General features: G+C 67.7%; 12 protein-coding genes and 1 pseudogene. 5 read left to right on the top strand and 8 right to left on the bottom strand.

All coding sequences use genetic code 11. The features are described from left to right. Nucleotides 1-107: 107 nt before the first annotated feature. The 3 genes from H5U26_RS03000 to H5U26_RS02990 all read right to left on the bottom strand — a co-directional run bounded on the left by H5U26_RS03000 (nt 108) and on the right by H5U26_RS02990 (nt 6,381). On the bottom strand, nt 108-1,052 hold the full coding sequence (locus H5U26_RS03000) for a dienelactone hydrolase family protein (protein WP_290616498.1): 945 nt from the start codon (nt 1,050-1,052) through the stop codon (nt 108-110). Between the two features lie 33 nt (nt 1,053-1,085). Then, the gene (locus H5U26_RS02995; RefSeq protein ID WP_290616496.1) at nt 1,086-2,750 is read right to left on the bottom strand and encodes a carboxypeptidase regulatory-like domain-containing protein; all 1,665 of its coding nucleotides are present in this window, start codon (nt 2,748-2,750) and stop codon (nt 1,086-1,088) included. Between the two features lie 160 nt (nt 2,751-2,910). Next, a complete protein-coding gene (locus H5U26_RS02990) occupies nt 2,911-6,381 on the bottom strand; it encodes an indolepyruvate ferredoxin oxidoreductase family protein (RefSeq protein WP_290616494.1) in 3,471 nt (1,156 codons plus the stop codon). A 136-nt stretch (nt 6,382-6,517) separates the two neighbouring features. Between H5U26_RS02990 and H5U26_RS02985 the strand changes: the two genes are divergently transcribed. Together H5U26_RS02985 and ggt are read left to right on the top strand one after the other, a co-directional pair. Beyond that, nucleotides 6,518-7,300 carry an SDR family oxidoreductase gene (locus tag H5U26_RS02985; protein ID WP_290616492.1) on the top strand — a complete coding sequence of 261 codons (783 nt, stop codon included), beginning with the start codon at nt 6,518-6,520 and terminating at the stop codon, nt 7,298-7,300. A 28-nt stretch (nt 7,301-7,328) separates the two neighbouring features. Then, a complete protein-coding gene (ggt, locus tag H5U26_RS02980; protein ID WP_290616490.1) occupies nt 7,329-8,984 on the top strand; it encodes a gamma-glutamyltransferase in 1,656 nt (551 codons plus the stop codon). A 123-nt stretch (nt 8,985-9,107) separates the two neighbouring features. Here ggt and H5U26_RS02975 read toward each other — a convergent pair whose 3' ends face one another. The 3 genes from H5U26_RS02975 to apbC form a co-directional block, all read right to left on the bottom strand. Continuing rightward, nucleotides 9,108-9,938, bottom strand: coding sequence for a VacJ family lipoprotein (locus H5U26_RS02975; RefSeq protein ID WP_290616489.1), 831 nt, complete (start codon nt 9,936-9,938; stop codon nt 9,108-9,110). 115 nt (nt 9,939-10,053) lie between these two features. Then, on the bottom strand, nt 10,054-10,620 hold the full coding sequence (gene dcd, locus H5U26_RS02970) for a dCTP deaminase (protein WP_290616487.1): 567 nt from the start codon (nt 10,618-10,620) through the stop codon (nt 10,054-10,056). A 23-nt stretch (nt 10,621-10,643) separates the two neighbouring features. Next, nucleotides 10,644-11,735: an iron-sulfur cluster carrier protein ApbC gene (apbC, locus tag H5U26_RS02965; RefSeq protein ID WP_290616485.1), complete on the bottom strand. Its 1,092-nt coding sequence runs from the start codon at nt 11,733-11,735 to the stop codon at nt 10,644-10,646. A gap of 165 nt (nt 11,736-11,900) precedes the next feature. On the opposite strand from apbC, the pseudogene metG reads away from it, so the two are divergent. Next, a pseudogene (gene metG, locus H5U26_RS02960) lies at nt 11,901-13,538 on the top strand (methionine--tRNA ligase); the annotation flags it as partial. 74 nt (nt 13,539-13,612) lie between these two features. Here the strand turns inward: metG and arsC are convergent. Beyond that, nucleotides 13,613-13,966: an arsenate reductase (glutaredoxin) gene (gene arsC / locus H5U26_RS02955; RefSeq protein ID WP_290616481.1), complete on the bottom strand. Its 354-nt coding sequence runs from the start codon at nt 13,964-13,966 to the stop codon at nt 13,613-13,615. A 55-nt stretch (nt 13,967-14,021) separates the two neighbouring features. After that, on the bottom strand, nt 14,022-14,447 hold the full coding sequence (gene dksA, locus H5U26_RS02950) for an RNA polymerase-binding protein DksA (protein ID WP_290616479.1): 426 nt from the start codon (nt 14,445-14,447) through the stop codon (nt 14,022-14,024). Nucleotides 14,448-14,682: 235 nt separating this feature from the next. On the opposite strand from dksA, the gene sdhC reads away from it, so the two are divergent. Together sdhC and sdhD are read left to right on the top strand one after the other, a co-directional pair. Then, entirely contained in the window at nt 14,683-15,069 is a 387-nt protein-coding gene (sdhC, locus tag H5U26_RS02945) for a succinate dehydrogenase, cytochrome b556 subunit (RefSeq protein WP_290616477.1), read from the top strand. After that, on the top strand, nt 15,069-15,458 hold the full coding sequence (gene sdhD / locus H5U26_RS02940; RefSeq protein ID WP_290616475.1) for a succinate dehydrogenase, hydrophobic membrane anchor protein: 390 nt from the start codon (nt 15,069-15,071) through the stop codon (nt 15,456-15,458). The genes sdhC and sdhD overlap by 1 nt, the downstream gene beginning before the upstream one ends. Nucleotides 15,459-15,468 lie beyond the last annotated feature (10 nt).

Raw genomic sequence — 15,468 nt, 5'->3', positions numbered from 1 at the left:
TTGCCCGGCGGCAGTGCGAGTCAGTCAACGGCAAAAAAAGCGAGCAAGACCCGACGCGACCTGACTTGTGTCAATTCAAGGCGACCTTGTGCATCCATGCGCCCTGCTCATTTGTCGTTCAGCTTGCCGCCCGATGCATTGAACAGTTCGTCGAAGAATAGCCGCATCGCGCCCCAGGAGCGCCGGTCGGCAGAAGCGTTATAGGCGGCGCCGGTCGAGGCGTCGTTGCCGGCCTCGGGATCGGTGAACGAATGCACGGCGCCGCTGTAGGTGATCATTTGCCAGTCGACCTCGGCGCTGCGCAATTCCGCAAGCAGGGCATCGATGTCGGCCGGCTTGACGAAAGGATCCTCGGCACCGTGCAGGATCAGCACCTTGCCTCTTATGTTCTTGCCGTCGGCGGGCGTTGGGCTGTCCAGCCCGCCATGGAAGCTGACCACGCCCCGCAGGTCGGCGCCGGCGCGGGCCAGTTCCAGCACGCCGGTACCGCCAAAACAGTAGCCGATCGCGGCCGTGCGGGCAGCGTCGGCTTGCGAGCTGGCCAGCATGGCCCGGTAGCCTGCCAGCAGGCGAGACCGAAACAGCGCGCGATCCTGCTTGTATTTGCCGGCCTGGGCGCTGGCCGCTTCGGGAGAATCCGGGCGCACGCCCTTGCCGTAAATATCCGCGGCAAACGCCAGATAGCCCAGTCGCGCCAGTTGCTGCGCGCGCTGTTGGACGTTGGGACCAACGCCCTTCCAGTCATGGACGATCAATACCGCAGGGCGTTTGCCGACTTTCGCGGCGTCGTAGGCGAGATAGCCTTCCAGAACCTGGTCGCCATCGCGGTACTCGACGAGCTGTGTTTTCAGCGCGGCGTGCGGCACCGTTCCGATGGCCGACGATTTGCCGGGCAACATGTCGGCCCGGGCGAGCATCGGCAGCCAGGCAAGCATCAGCGTCGCCGACAGGCGGGCGATCAAAATGCGGTATTTCATCGCGAGGCCAATCTGGATTTTGGTGATACCGGGCCGCCACAGCGAATCATGCCCCACCGGCAGCCGGATCGACAACGAAGGCGGCAGTGATCGATCCTTGCTGCCGGATTATTGCGCCGCGCCGACTGTGATGGCGTCGCCCGGATCGACCATCACGAAGCGGCTCGGGCCCGCACCGGTGGGGATGTTGGAGTACGCCGTCCACAGGTTGCCGTTGCGCCGGTCGAAGGTGATCATGCGCAGGTAGCCCATGGCGCTGGGCAGCGGGAACACCTCGAAGCTGCGATCGGCTGGGTCGAACCTGTAGATCACGTCGGTGTTGCTGGTGCCGATCCAGACCACCCGTCGCCACGGATCCCAGACCGCGCTGTAGGAGGCGTTGCTGGGGTCCGGCATCATCACGCGCGCCAGTTCCCTGTCGGCCTTGCTGTCATAGATCAGCAGCTCGCCGGTGCCGAACATGGGCACGTACAGCACGTCCTGGTCGTCGATCGCCATGCGCCGCGGGCCAGCGCCCTGCGGCATCGGGACATAGACATCCAGCTTGTCGGTTTCGGTATTGATGGCACCGATACCGCCGGACAGCTGCGAGAACCACACGCGCTTGCCGTCGCGGGTGATTACCGCGCCGTACAGGGAGCTGTGCATGGGCGACTCGCCTTCGTCCTTGGGCGTGTCGATGGTGGTGATCTGACCGGTTGCCGGGTCCAGGCTCGCCATGCGGTTGCTGCCGATCAGCGTGAACCAGTAGCGGCCCTTCGGATCCGGCATGGCCTGGAATTTGTAGTCCGGTGCGATGTCGTGCGCCATCTCGAACTTGCCGAACTTGTCGAACAGCTGCCACTGCTCGGTTTTCGGGTCGAAGCGACCGACCACGCCCTGCTCCAGCATGGTCACCCAGAACTTGCCGTCCGGGGTGTCGACGATGGTGTGCGGTCCGGTGGGGCCGGGGTAAGGGATCGGATACGGCTTCTGGTCGCCGGTTTCCGGATCCACGCGCAGCAGCCGGTTGTGCTGCAGGTCGGCGCCCCACAGGTACGGTGAATCGGGCGTCAGGCCCACCTCGCGCACGAAGGAATCCTGTGGTAGCTGGATTTCGCGCATCACCGTTTTTGCGGTCACGCCCAGCGGCGCGCCGTAGTCATAACTTTTCAGTTGATCGAAACGGGTCGGCAGATGCTTGGCCAGGAAGGCCGATATCTGCTCCTCGTCGTGCGCATCGAACGATCCGAGGGTCGGGTCCAGGATGGCCTTGAAGTCCATCTTGGCCGGGTCGTACAGGCTCTGGTCCGGGCCGATCTGCACGAACTTGACGCGCATGTAGTTGATCATGGCCTTCCAGGCGGCCTGCTTTTCCGCCTCGGACTTGCCGTCCAGCATTTCCGAGTAATGACGCACCTTCTGCGACGGGAACTGGTGGCAGCTGGTGCATTGCAGGACGGTATTGGCGCGCGCCAGGTCGTCGGCACCGGTGCGCGGCAGCCAGGCCGACGGCGGCGCGCTGTCGGCCACGTTCTGCGCCTGGGTCAAGGTGATTTTCGTCGCCTGGGTCGGGTCCAGCGTGACCGGCGCGTAGCCGAGCTTGCGCACCGACAGCTGCGTACCGACCGCCTTGGCCGGCAGTGTGTAGCGGCCGTCGGCGTCGGTGAAGACGGTATAGATGGAGGCGCCCAGCGCCAGCTCGGCCGGCTGCAGTGTCACCATCGCCTGCGCCACCGGCTTGCCGGAGGCGTCGATGACCTGCCCTTCGGTGGCCAGGGCGGCGGCGGGCATCAAAAGCACCGCCGCCGCACCCAACCCCATCACTAACCGGCCTTGGCCGGCGGCACTGGCTGCCATTTTTTTCTCCTCCGTAACCGGGTGCCGACCGACCGTGCAGAGGTCGTGGCAGGTGCCGGAATCTACTGCAGAACGGACGTTTGGGCAATGCCGTTCAGGCGGCGGCGCGTTGCTCGCGTGGCGCCCGGTAGCGCTCCAGCAACTGCGCCTCCAGGGCCTTGGCCTGCGCCACGTTGGCTTCCTTGATGTGGCCGAAGCCGCGCATCTGCTGCGGCAGTTCTGCGATCTGCAACGCCAGCGCGTGGCTGTCGTGATCGAGCCCGGCCAGCAGCGTGTCGACGGTGCGCTCGTACTCGCCGATCAGGCGCCGCTCCATGCGCCGCTCGGCGGTGTGTCCGAAGGGGTCGAGCAGGCTGCCGCGCAGGAATTTCAGCCTGGCCAGCACCTTCAGCACCGGCAGCATCCAGGCACCGTACTCCCGCTTTTGCAGTTCGCCGCTGGTCGGATCGCGCCGCGCCAGCAGCGGCGGCGCCAGATGGAAGCGCAGGCGCGTGTCGCCGGCAAAGGTCTCGCGCAGCTTGGCCAGGAACTCGCCGTCCGTGTACAGGCGGGCCACCTCGTACTCGTCCTTGTAGGCCAGCAGCTTGTAGAAGTTGCGCGCCACCGCTTCGGTCAGACCGGTCATGCCCCTGGCGCGGGTCGTCTCGGCCTCCTGCACGCGCTGCACGAGCTTGCGGAAGCGCTCGGCGTAGCGGGCGCTTTGATAGGCCGTCAGGTCCTCGACCCGGCGGGCGATCAGGCTCGGCAGATCATGCGAGAACGCCTCGGCCCGGCCCGCTTGGTGGCCGGCGGCGGCGATGTCCTCCACCTGCCGCGGCTGCGCGGCATACAGCCGGCCCCAGCGGAAGATGGTGGTGTTGCCGTCGACGAACACGCCGTTGAGCACGATGGCGCGCTCCAGAGCGGCCGGCGATACCGGCAGCAGGCCGCGCTGGCAGGCGTAGCCGAGCAGGAACAGGTTGGCACCGATGGCGTCGCCGATCAGCTGGCGCGACAGGCGCGTGGCATCCACGAAATGCACCCGTCCGTCGCCGCAAAACTCGCTGACGGCGTGCTTCAGATCCTGCCCGGGCAGCGTGAGATCGGGCCGGCGGGTGAAGTCGCCAGTCATCTGCTCGTAAGTGTTGACCACGGCGTGCGTGCCGCCGGCGCGCGCCTTGGCCAGCACCTTCTCGCTGGCGCAGGTCACAAGGTCCGGGCCCAGCAGCAGATTGGCGTTGCCGTCGCCCACGCGCGCCGCGTGCAGCGCATCGGCGCTGACGCCGATCTGGACGTGGCTGAACACGGAGCCGAATTTCTGCGACAGGCCGGTGTCGTCCAGCGTCTGCACGTGCAGGCCCTGCATGTGCGCGGCGGTGGCCAGCAGCTGGCTGATGGTGACCACGCCGGTGCCGCCGATGCCCGCCACCAGCATGCCGAACGCGCCATCGAGTGCCGGCGCTGCAGGTTCCGGCAGGCCTGCCAGCAGGTCCTGCGGCACGGCGCTGCCACTGCGCCGCGCCAGGCTGCCGCCGTGCACGGTGACGAAGCTCGGGCAAAAGCCCTTCACGCAGGAGTAATCCTTGTTGCAGGCGGACTGGTCTATGGCGCGCTTGCGGCCGAATTCGGTCTCCAGCGGCAGCACCGACAGGCAGTTCGATTTCACCGAACAGTCGCCGCAGCCCTCGCACACGCGGTCGTTGATGAACACCCGCTTGTCCGGCTCGGCCAGCGTGCCGCGCTTGCGCCGACGGCGCTTCTCGGTGCCGCAGGTCTGCTCGTAGATCAGCACCGACACGCCGGGGTATTCGCGCAGCTCGCGCTGCACGGCGTCGAGCCGGTCGCGGTGGTCGAGCGTGGTCCCCTCGGCAAACTCGCGGCGGTTGAATTTTTCCGGCGCGTCGCTGACCACGGCGATGCGCTGCACGCTCTCGCCATGCATCTGGTGGGTGATCTGCGCCACGCTGATCGGGCCGTCGATGGGCTGGCCGCCGGTCATGGCGGTGGCGTCGTTGTAGAGAATCTTGTAGGTGACGTTGACGCCGGCGGCCACCGCCTGACGGATCGCCAGCAGGCCGGAGTGGTAGTAGGTGCCGTCACCGAGGTTGACGAACACGTGCTTCAGGTCCGTGAACGGCGCCATGCCGACCCAGCTGACGCCCTCGGCGCCCATGTGGGTCCAGGTCTTGGTGTTGCGCTCCATGCGCTGGGCCAGGAAATGACAGCCGATGCCGGCCAGCGCCACGCTGCCGTCCGGAATGCGCGTGCCGGTGTTGTGCGGGCAGCCGGAGCAGAAATACGGCGTGCGCTGGAACTTGGCCTGATAGGCGCTGGCGCGCTCGCGCTGGCCCTCCAGCAGCGCGATGCGGCTGTCCATGCCGGACTGTGGCGCCAGCAGGGCAAGGCGCGCCGCCAGCACGCGGGCGATGGGTCGTGGCGACAGCTCGCCGTGGTCCGCAAACAGCACCCGACCGTCAAGGTCGCGCTTGCCCAGCACGCGCGGCCGGCGGCTGTCCGGCAGGCCAAACAGCAGGTCCTTGATCTGGCCCTCCAGCATCGGCCGGCCTTCTTCCACCACCAGCAGTTCTTCCAGGCCGGCTGCGAAATCGCTCATGCCCTGCGGCTCCAGCGGCCAGATCAGCGCCGGCTTGTAGATGCTGATGCCAAGCTCGCCGGCCGTGCGGTCGTCCAGGCCCAGGTCGAGCAGCGCCTGGCGCAGATCCTCGTGCGCCTTGCCAAAGGCCACGATGCCCAGCCGCGGCCGCGGACTGGCCAGCGTGATCCGATCCAGGCCACTGGCCCGCACCGCCGCCAGCACCGCCGGCAGTCGGTAGCGCATCAGGCGTTCTTCCTGAAAGGTCGGCCAGTCCGGCACGCGCAGGTGCACGCCATCCGGCGGCATGACGAAATCGGCCGGGATGACGACATGGCTGCCGGGCGAATCCAGATCGACCACCGCCGTCGATTCGGCGATGTCGGTGACCAGCTTGAGCGCCACCCACACGCCCGAGAAGCGCGAGATGGCAAGGCCCGCCAGGCCGTAGTCGTAAACCTCCTGCACGCTGCCGGCGGCCAGCACCGGAATGCCGGCGGCCATCAGCGCGAACTCGCTTTGCTGCGGCACGGTGGAGGAGTGACACACCGGATCGTCGCCGACCGCCATCAGCACGCCGCCCTGCGGCGCCGTGCCGGCCAGGTTGGCGTGGTGCAGGGCATCGCCGCTGCGCTCAACGCCCGGGCCCTTGCCGTACCACATGGCATATACGCCGTCGTAGCGGGCGCCTTCGAAGACCTTCAGCTGCTGCGTGCCCCAGATGGCGGTGGCGGCCAGGTCCTCGTTGACGCCGGGCCGAAACACCACGTGGTGTGCGGCCAGATGCTTGCCGGCGTCCCACAGCGCCTTGTCCAGCGTACCCAGCGGCGAGCCGCGGTAGCCGGACACGTAGCCGGCGGTGTTCAGGCCCGCCGCCTGATCCCGCACGCGTTGCTCCATCAGCAGGCGTGTCAGGGCCTGCGTGGCGGACACCAGCACCCGTCCGTGGGGCTGCGCGTATTTGTCGTCGAGGGTGACCGGCAACAGGCTCATGCAGGGCTCCGCATTGGATGGACACGGCCGAGGTGGGCCAGCAAGCGTACCGCCGGGCCGACTGCAGCGCCAACGTGCCGGCAACGGCGGTTAGACTCCGGGCGCAGCTTTCACACACGACCGGGAGGAGCGAACCATGAGCGGATTACTGGACGGACGGGTGGTGATCGTCACCGGCGCGGCGCGCGGCATCGGTCAGGCCTACGCCAAGGCGCTGCACGAAGCCGGCGCCACGGTGGTGGCGGCGGACATCCTGGACTGTGCCGAGACGGTCGGCCTGCTCGGCGGGCGCGGCCTGGGCGTGAAAGTCGACATCACCGACATGACCAGTTGCACGGCCATGGCCGACGCCACGCTCGCCGCCTTCGGCCGCATCGACGGCATCATCAACAATGCCGCCATGTTCGGCCCCAGCGCCGTGACCGAGGGCGCGCGCATGTTGCCCTTCGACGAAATCACCGAAGATGCCTGGCAGCGCATGATGAACATCAATGTCACCGGCACCTGGCACGCCTGCAAGGCGGTGGTGCCGGCCATGCGCCGGCAGGGCTACGGCAAGATCGTCAACATCTCGTCCAACACCATCCAGCTGGGCAATCCGAACCTGCTGCATTACGTGGTCAGCAAGGGCGCAGTGGCCACCATGACCCGCTGCCTGGCGCGCGAACTCGGGCCCGCCGGCATCCGCGTCAACACCCTGGTGCCGGGCTTCATCCAGAGCCAGGCCAGCCTCGACATCATGCGCGAGAACCACGCCGAGGGCATCACCGGCGCCATGAAGTCGATCTGCTCGCTCGGTCGCGAGCAGTACGCGGACGATCTGGTCGGCACGGCCGTGTATTTGCAGTCGGCGTTGTCGGATTTCGTGTCCGGGCAGATGATTTCCGTCGACGGCGGCGCCTGCTTTACCGGCATGTAAGCCGGTCGTATCAACCCAGGAGATCAACGTGCGTCGCCTGTTTTTTGTCCTTGTCTGGCTGTGCGCCCTGCCGGCCACCGCCACCCCGCGCCTGGGCGCCATCGCCAGTGCCCATCCGCTGGCCACCGAGGCCGGCTTCGAGGTGCTGGCAGCCGGTGGCAACGCCTGCGATGCGGCGGTGGCGATCAGCGCCGCGCTGGCGGTGGTGGAACCGGTCAGCTCCGGCATCGGCGGCGGCGCGTTTTATCTGATCCAGCGCCGCGACACCGAGGCGCTGTTCGTCGATGCGCGCGAGACCGCGCCGCGCAGCGCCACGCGCGACATGTACCTGGGCGCGGACGGCCAGCCGGTGCGGCAAAAGTCCCTCGACGGCCCGCAGGCGGCCGGCATCCCCGGCGAACCGGCGGCGCTGGTGCACCTGACCCGCCGCTGCGGCCGCCTCGACCTGGCCCGCAACCTCGCCCCGGCCATCCGCCTGGCGGCCGAGGGCTTCGAGCCGGACGCATTCCACCTGCAGATGACGGCCATGCGAAAAAGCGCGCTGGCCGCCTCACCGGCCGCGGCGGCCATCTTTCTGGACCAGGGCGAACCGCCCAAGCCCGGTTTTCGGCTGGTGCAGAAGGATCTGGCCGCGGTGCTGCAGCGCCTGGCCCGCAAGGGCAAGGCGGGCTTTTACGACGGTGAGACGGCGCGGCTGATCATCGACGGCGTCAACGCTGCCGGTGGCGCCTGGACCGAGGCCGATCTTCGCGACTACAAGGCCGTCGAACGCACGCCGCTGCGCGGTCGCTATCGCGACACGGACATCCTGACCGCGCCACCGCCCTCGTCGGGCGGCGTCGCCCTCATCACGGCACTGAACATCCTGGAAGGCTATGCGCTGAACCTGCGCGATGCGGTAACCGGCAAGCACCTGATCATCGAGGCCATGCGCCGCGCCTACCGCGACCGCGCCGAGTATCTGGGCGATCCGGACTTCGTGGCCATGCCGATCGCCCAGCTCGTCAGTAAGGACTATGCCGCCGGCCTGCGTACCGGCATCCGGCCGGACCGGGCCACGCCAAGCGCCTTCCTGCCGGGCGCCCCGGCGGCGGCGGAAGGCACCGACACCACGCATTTTTCGGTGGTGGACACCCGCGGCAACGTGGTGTCGGCGACGCTGAGCGTGAACATCCCGTTCGGCTCCGGCTTCGTGCCGCCGGGCACCGGCATTCTGCTGAACGACGAAATGGACGATTTCTCGGCCAAGGAGGGCAGCCCCAACGCCTACGGCCTGGTGGGCAACCACGCCAACGCCATCGCGCCGGGCAAGCGGCCGCTGTCGAGCATGACCCCGACCATCCTGCGTCGCGGCGACACGGTGGCCGTGCTGGGCACGCCCGGCGGCAGCCGCATCATCAGCATGGTGCTGCTGGGCACGCTCACGTTTGCGCAGGGCAATGACGACCCGGCCGCCTGGGTGGGCACCGGGCGCTACCACCACCAGTTCCTGCCGGACGTGGTCGAGTACGAGCCGCAGGGCCTCAGCGAAACCGACATCGCCGGCCTGCAGAAGCTCGGTCATACGCTAAAGCAAGTCGACCGCCGCTTCGGAAACATGCAGGCCATCGCCTGGAACACCCGCAGCGGCGCCATGCAGGCAGCCAGCGACCCACGTCGCCAGGGCAGCGCGCAGGTGCGTTAAGAAAGAAGATCGCTCGGAATCCGCTCGCCGTTCTCAGGCCGGTCAAGCAAAAAGGCCGCGGATGCTCCGCGGCCTTTTTGTTGATTGGCGGTCCGGATCGCCCGCCATGCGGGCGGCGGGATACTACTGGCCGAAGCTCGCGGCCGGCACGGGCTTGCCGCCGTCCTTGTTCTCGACCAGATTCTGCCGATGCTGCGTGTAAGACGAGCGCACGAAGGCGTAGCGGTCCAGCGCCGCCTGTTCCAGCACCGTGCTGGCGTCGAGCAGCCGGTAGCGGGTGTCGATGCCGCCCAGAATGGTGACACCCCAGCGCGTGCCGTCGTCCTCGATGTAATTTTGCGGCAACAGGAAGTAGTTGCCGACCAGGCCGACGCCATCGCGCACGCTGCTCGGCCCAAGAATCGGCAGCACCAGGTACGGCCCTGAGCCAATACCCCAGGCGCCGAAGGCCTGGCCGATGTCCTCGCGGCGCTTTTCCAGGCCCCAGCCGGTGGCGACGTCGAAGATGCCGACCACGCCGACCGTGCTGTTGACCACGAAGCGGCCGACATCCTCGGCGCTTTCCTGGAAATTGCCCTGCAGCAGGTCGCTGACCGCCACCACCGGCGTGAACAGGTTGTCGAACACGTTGCTCACGCCGCGCTTGACGGGCTTGGGCAGCGCCCAGTCGTAGCCCTTGGCAACCGGCTTGATGACGAAGCGGTCGGCCTGTTCGTTGAACCAGAACACGCCGCGGTTGATTTTCTCCAGCGGATCGCTGACCTCGGGCGTGGTTTCCTGCTCCCACTCATCGAAGCCGTCGTCCGCCCCGCTGCCCGCGTTGGTCGCCGTCGTGCTGGTCGTCACCGCGTCTTGCGGCCGCTCGAAGTTGTCACCCCCGGCTGCCATGGCGCCACCGCCCAGCGCGGCACTCAGGCCGCCGGTCAGCATGAGTGCAGCGACTTTCTTGTTCATCTGGAGTATTCCTCGGCAATCGTTGACTGATTTTTGGGTTATCGCCGCAAGGCCCGACGGCTTGAGCATGAGTCGGCGCGGTACCGGGCCGATTATGCCCCGCCGCGGGCCACGCTCACAGCCGCGGCACCACCACGCCGACCTGGCCCTGGTATTTGCCGCCGCGGTCCCTGTACGAAACCTCGCAGGTCTCGTCGGACTCGAAGAACACCACCTGCGCGCAGCCTTCCCCGGCATAAATCTTTGCCGGCAGCGTCGTGGTGTTGGAGAACTCCAGCGTGGCGTAGCCCTCCCACTCCGGCTCGAACGGCGTCACGTTGACGATGATGCCGCAGCGGGCGTACGTGGACTTGCCCAGACACACCGTCAGCACGCTGCGCGGGATGCGGAAGTACTCCACGGTGCGCGCCAGCGCGAAGGAGTTGGGCGGAATCACGCACACGTCCGATTCGACATCGACCAGGCTGGCGGCGTCGAAGTTCTTGGGGTCCACCACCGCCGAATGCACATTGGTGAATATCTTGAATTCGCGCGCCACGCGGATGTCGTAGCCGTAGCTCGACAGCCCGTAGGAGATGACCCGCTGGCCGTCGACTTCGCGCACCTGACGCGGTTCGAACGGCTCGATCATGCCCTGCTGCTCGGCCATGCAGCGGATCCAACGGTCGGATTTGATGCTCATGCGGTGCTTCCAGGCCGGGCGGTTCAGTCGTTGACGACGGTGATCTTGGGGAAATGGCGGGCGTAATCCTTGCCGCGCCTGGCCAGGCTGGCCGCAGCGCGCAGGGCGATTTCCCGATACGCGCGGGCGATCGGTCCGTCGGGATCGGCGGCCACCGTGGGCTGACCGCCGTCAGCCTGTTCGCGGATATGCACATTCAGCGGCAGGGAGCCCAGCAGCGGCACGCCGTATTTTTCGGCCATGCGACCGCCGCCGCCGGCGCCGAAGATGTGTTCCTCGTGCCCGCACTGGCTGCAGATGTGGGTGCTCATGTTCTCGACGATGCCAAGGATCGGCACCTTGACCTTCTCGAACATCTTCAGGCCCTTGACCGCGTCCAGCAGGGCGATGTCCTGCGGCGTGGTGACGATGATGGCGCCGCTGACCGGCACCCGCTGGGCGAGCGTGAGCTGGATGTCGCCGGTGCCCGGCGGCAGGTCCACGACCAGATAGTCGACATCCTGCCAGGCGGTGTCGCGGATCAGCTGTTCGAGCGCCTGCGTGGCCATCGGCCCGCGCCAGACCATGGGCGCGTCCGGGTCGATCAGGAAACCGATCGACATGCACTGCACGCCGTGGCCGATCAGCGGCGCGATGCGCCGCTGATCGCCCTCGACCAGGCGCGGCTTGTCGGTCACGCCGAGCATGGTCGGCAGGCTGGGGCCATAGACGTCGGCATCCAGCAAGGCCACGCTGGCGCCCTCGCGGGCCAGGGCCAGCGCCAGGTTCACGGCGGTGGTGGACTTGCCGACGCCGCCCTTGCCGGAGCCGACGGCGATCACGTTCTTGACCCCCGGCACCGCCTGTACACCCTGCTGCACGGCGTGGGCGACGATAGCGTGGCTGAGCTTGACCTGCACCGACTGCACGCCCGGCAAGGTAGCCAGCGCGGCCTGCACCGCCGGCAGCAGTTCGCTTGCCAGGCCGGCGCTCGGGTAGCCGAGCACCAGCTCGACGCTCAGGCGGCCCTGATCCAAGGCCACCGTGCGCAGCGCCGGCTTCAGGCTGGCGCCGTTCCAGGGATCGATGACAGTATCCAGGGCGGCCTGGGCGGCGCTGTGCAGGGTGTCGCTCATGCTGCTCCGGGTCTGTGACACGAGGCGCCGGCGTGGTTCGGACAGGGCCCTGAACGACCCACCAATCCGGCGCAAAAGGGCGCCGATTCTAGCACGGAGGCCTATGGGCGCCGTGCTATCCTGCCGGCCCGCTCAGCCCCACCGCCACTGCTTTTGCCGCCTGCCATGCCGCGCCAGATCCTGGTCACCAGCGCCCTCCCGTATGCCAACGGCCCCATCCACATCGGCCACCTGGTGGAGTACATCCAGACCGACGTGTGGGTACGCGCCATGCGCCTGTTCGGGCACGATGTCCTCTACCTGTGCGCCGACGACGCCCACGGCGCGCCGATCATGCTGCGGGCGCAGGCCGAAGGCATCACGCCGGAGGCCCTGGTGGCGCGCATCGGCGCCGAGCACCGCGCCGACTTTGCCGAGTTCGGCATCGGCTTCGACAACTACTACACCACCCACAGCGACGAGAACCGGCAGCTGGCCGAGGACATCTTCGGGCGCCTGTCGGCCGCCGGGCACATCGTGCGTTATGGCGTGACGCGCCATTTCGACCCGGTCAAGGGCATGTTCCTGGCCGACCGCTTCATCCGCGGCGAGTGCCCGCGCTGCGGCGCCGCCGATCAGTACGGCGACTCCTGCGAGGTGTGCGGCGCCACCTACGCGCCGACCGATCTTAAAAACCCGCGTTCGGCCCTGTCGGGGGCCGAACCGGTGCTCAAGGAATCCGAGCACTACTTCTTTCGCCTGAGCGATTTCTCGGACCTGCTGACCCACTGGACCCGCGCCGGGCATCTGCAGGAGGAAGTCGCCAACAAGATCGCCGAGTGGTTCGAGGCCGGCCTGGCCGACTGGGACATCTCGCGCGACGCGCCGTATTTCGGCTTCAAGGTGCCCGGCTCGCACGACCAATATTTCTATGTCTGGCTGGACGCGCCGATCGGCTATCTGGCAAGCCTGTGGGACTGGCTGAACCGCCGGCACGGTCGCAGCGTGACGCTGGACGAGGTGCGCGCCTTCTGGGCCCAGCGCGAGGTGCGCCACTTCATCGGCAAGGACATCCTCTATTTCCACGCCCTGTTCTGGCCGGCCATGCTGCACGGCGCCGGCTACGCCAAGCCGGCGGCGGTAAATGCCCACGGCTTTTTGACTGTCGACGGGCAGAAGATGTCCAAGTCGCGCGGCACCTTCATCCAGGCCCGCAGCTGGCTGGACCATCTGCCACCGGAACCGCTGCGCTACTACTTCGCCGCCAAGCTGGGCGCGGGCATCGACGACATCGATTTGAACCTGGACGATTTCGTGGCGCGCGTGAACTCCGACCTGGTCGGCAAGCTGGTCAACATCGCCTCGCGCACGGCCGGCTTCATCGAAAAGCGCTTCGACGGCCGCCTGTCCGCGGCGCTTCCCGAGCCGCAGATGTATGCCGAATTCGCCGCGGCCGGTGAGGACATCGCCGCCGCCTACGAGGCCCGCGAATACGGCCGCGCCATGCGGGAGGTGATGGCCCTGGCCGACAAGGCGAACGAGTACATCGCCCAGCAGGCGCCGTGGTCGCTGGTCAAGGACCCGGCGCGCCTGGCCGACGCGCACGCCGTGTGCAGTCAGGCGCTGAATCTGTTCCGGCTGCTGATGCTGTACCTGCAGCCCGTGCTGCCGCGCATGGCGGCGCAGGTGGAGGCGATGTTCGGTGCTCCGCTCGCCTGGGCCGAACGCCGGCAACCGCTGCTGAACCATCCCATCGCGCCGTATGTGGCGCTCGCCACGCGCATCGACCCCAAGGCGATCACCGCCCTGATCGAGGCCAGTCGGGCGGCCTGAGCCAAGCTCCGGAGCCTGTCGGCGGGGGCGCCGCACACGCAGCCACAGCGCGCTTAGCCGCGGCTTCAGTCGTCGAGCAGTGCCAGCACCTTTTCCGGCGGGCGGCCGAGCACGGCGCGCTCGCCACGGACCGCGATCGGCCGCTCGATCAGGATCGGATTGTCGGCCATCGCCGCGATCAAGGCCGCGCGGGTCAGACCCGGGTCGTCCAGGCCAAGCTCCCGATAAACCGCCTCGCCGCGCCGCATCAACTGTCGCGGCTCCAGGCCCAGCTGGGTCAGCAGGCGATCGATCTGGGCCGCCGTGGGCGGCTGTTTCAGGTATTCGACGATTTCCGGCTGCACGCCGCGCTCGCGCAGCAGCGCCAGCGCCACACGTGATTTGGAACAGCGCGGGTTGTGAAACAGTTGGATCGGCATCGGGCGGCGTTCGCGTCGCTGAATATCGGTCCGCCGGGACTGTGACCGCGGCGGTTCAGCCCATTTGGCGCTCGCGAATCTCCGCCAGCGACTTGCAGTCGATGCACAGCGTGGCGGTCGGGCGGGCTTCCAGCCGGCGCAGGCCGATCTCGGCGCCGCAGGATTCGCAGTAGCCGTACTCGCCGCTGTCGATCTGGTCAAGCGTTTCCTCGATCTTGCGGATCAGCTTGCGCTCGCGGTCGCGCGTGCGCAGTTCGAGCGTCATCTCGGATTCCTGCGTGGCCCGATCGGTCGGGTCCGGGTAGTTGACGGTCTCGTCCTGCATGCGGTGCCGGGCGCGCTCCATCTCGGCGCTCAGCTCGTCGCGCCAGGCACGCAGGATCTGGCGGAAGTGCTCTTTCTGCGGCTCGCCCATGTAGGCCTCGCCCTTCTTGGGCTGGTAGGGCGTGAAGCCGCTCAGTGGCGATTCGGTCATCCCCATTGGCGGGACTCCAGGTGCGCTGCCGGCGTCTGGCTCGACGGCCGGCATGGGGTTTTCGGGGGCGCGGAATTCTAATGCATACCCGGCGCGCCACCAACCGACCATCAGCGCGGCGGGCCTGCATGTTAAACTCGCCCGCCTGCTACGCGCCGTCGGAACCGACGCGGGCTTGCATCCGCCGGCCCGGTCCTGCCGCGATGCAAAACAAAATGTATCCAGCAAGGGAGTCTGCCCCATGGGCAAACCGCGGCCGTTGTCGCCTCACCTGACCATCTACCGTCCGCTGATCGGTAGTTACACGTCCATTCTGCACCGCGCCGTGAGCGCCGCCCTGCTCGGCGGACTCGGTTTTCTGGCCGCGTGGCTGCTGGCGATCGCGCAGGGCGGCGCGCTGTTCGATGCCTTCAGCGCGCTATGGGGCAGCATCGTCGGCAAGGTCATGCTGTTTGGCTGGACCTTCTGCGCGTTCTTCTACGCCGCGCAATGGATTCGCCATTTCGCATGGGACATGGGTTACGGCTTCGATCTCGACACCGCCCGGCTTACCGGCCGGCTGGCGCTGATCGGCTCGGCCGTGGCCAGCGTGCTGGTGTGGCTTTACATCGCCATGAGGGCCGGCTGATGACGCAGTTTCGCTCGCCGCGTGCGCTGGCGCGGGGCTATGGCGCCAGCGGCGCCGGCACCGGTGCATTTTTCTGGGAGCGCCTGACGGCCGCGGCGCTGATCGGGTTGGGTGCGGTCCTGCTGGTGCAGCTGGTGTGCCTGAGCGCCGGCGGCGTGTCGCTGGACGAGGCCCGCGCCTGGCTGGCGGCGCCGACTACCGGTGGCCTGATGCTGGTGTTTTTCCTGATCGCGATGATCAACGCCTATCTGTGCAGCCGGGTGCTGATCGAGGACTACATCCACGTGCCGGCGCAGAGCCTGCTGGCGCTGATCGGGCTGCTGGTCGTGGCAGTGGGGCTCGGCAGCGTGGCCACGGTGTCGGTGCTGCGCGTGATGTTCGGACAGTGACGGAGCAGGC

It is taken from the genome of Immundisolibacter sp., assembly GCF_014359565.1.
Classification (GTDB): Bacteria; Pseudomonadota; Gammaproteobacteria; order Immundisolibacterales; family Immundisolibacteraceae; genus Immundisolibacter.
The sequence above is the reverse complement of the archived record's forward strand: the minus strand, read 5'-3'. Positions and strand labels throughout refer to the sequence as shown.

Bases quoted from the DNA above. Each gene is read 5' to 3' on its own strand.
- H5U26_RS02995 (WP_290616496.1), bottom strand. From the start codon at position 2,750: ATGCCCGCCGCCGCCCTGGCCACCGAAGGGCAGGTCATCGACGCCTCC.
- H5U26_RS02990 (WP_290616494.1), bottom strand. From the start codon at position 6,381: ATGAGCCTGTTGCCGGTCACCCTCGACGACAAATACGCGCAGCCCCAC.
- H5U26_RS02985 (WP_290616492.1), top strand. From the start codon at position 6,518: ATGAGCGGATTACTGGACGGACGGGTGGTGATCGTCACCGGCGCGGCG.
- H5U26_RS02975 (WP_290616489.1), bottom strand. From the start codon at position 9,938: ATGAACAAGAAAGTCGCTGCACTCATGCTGACCGGCGGCCTGAGTGCC.
- dcd (WP_290616487.1), bottom strand. From the start codon at position 10,620: ATGAGCATCAAATCCGACCGTTGGATCCGCTGCATGGCCGAGCAGCAG.
- apbC (WP_290616485.1), bottom strand. From the start codon at position 11,735: ATGAGCGACACCCTGCACAGCGCCGCCCAGGCCGCCCTGGATACTGTC.
- arsC (WP_290616481.1), bottom strand. From the start codon at position 13,966: ATGCCGATCCAACTGTTTCACAACCCGCGCTGTTCCAAATCACGTGTG.
- dksA (WP_290616479.1), bottom strand. From the start codon at position 14,447: ATGGGGATGACCGAATCGCCACTGAGCGGCTTCACGCCCTACCAGCCC.
- sdhC (WP_290616477.1), top strand. From the start codon at position 14,683: ATGGGCAAACCGCGGCCGTTGTCGCCTCACCTGACCATCTACCGTCCG.
- sdhD (WP_290616475.1), top strand. From the start codon at position 15,069: ATGACGCAGTTTCGCTCGCCGCGTGCGCTGGCGCGGGGCTATGGCGCC.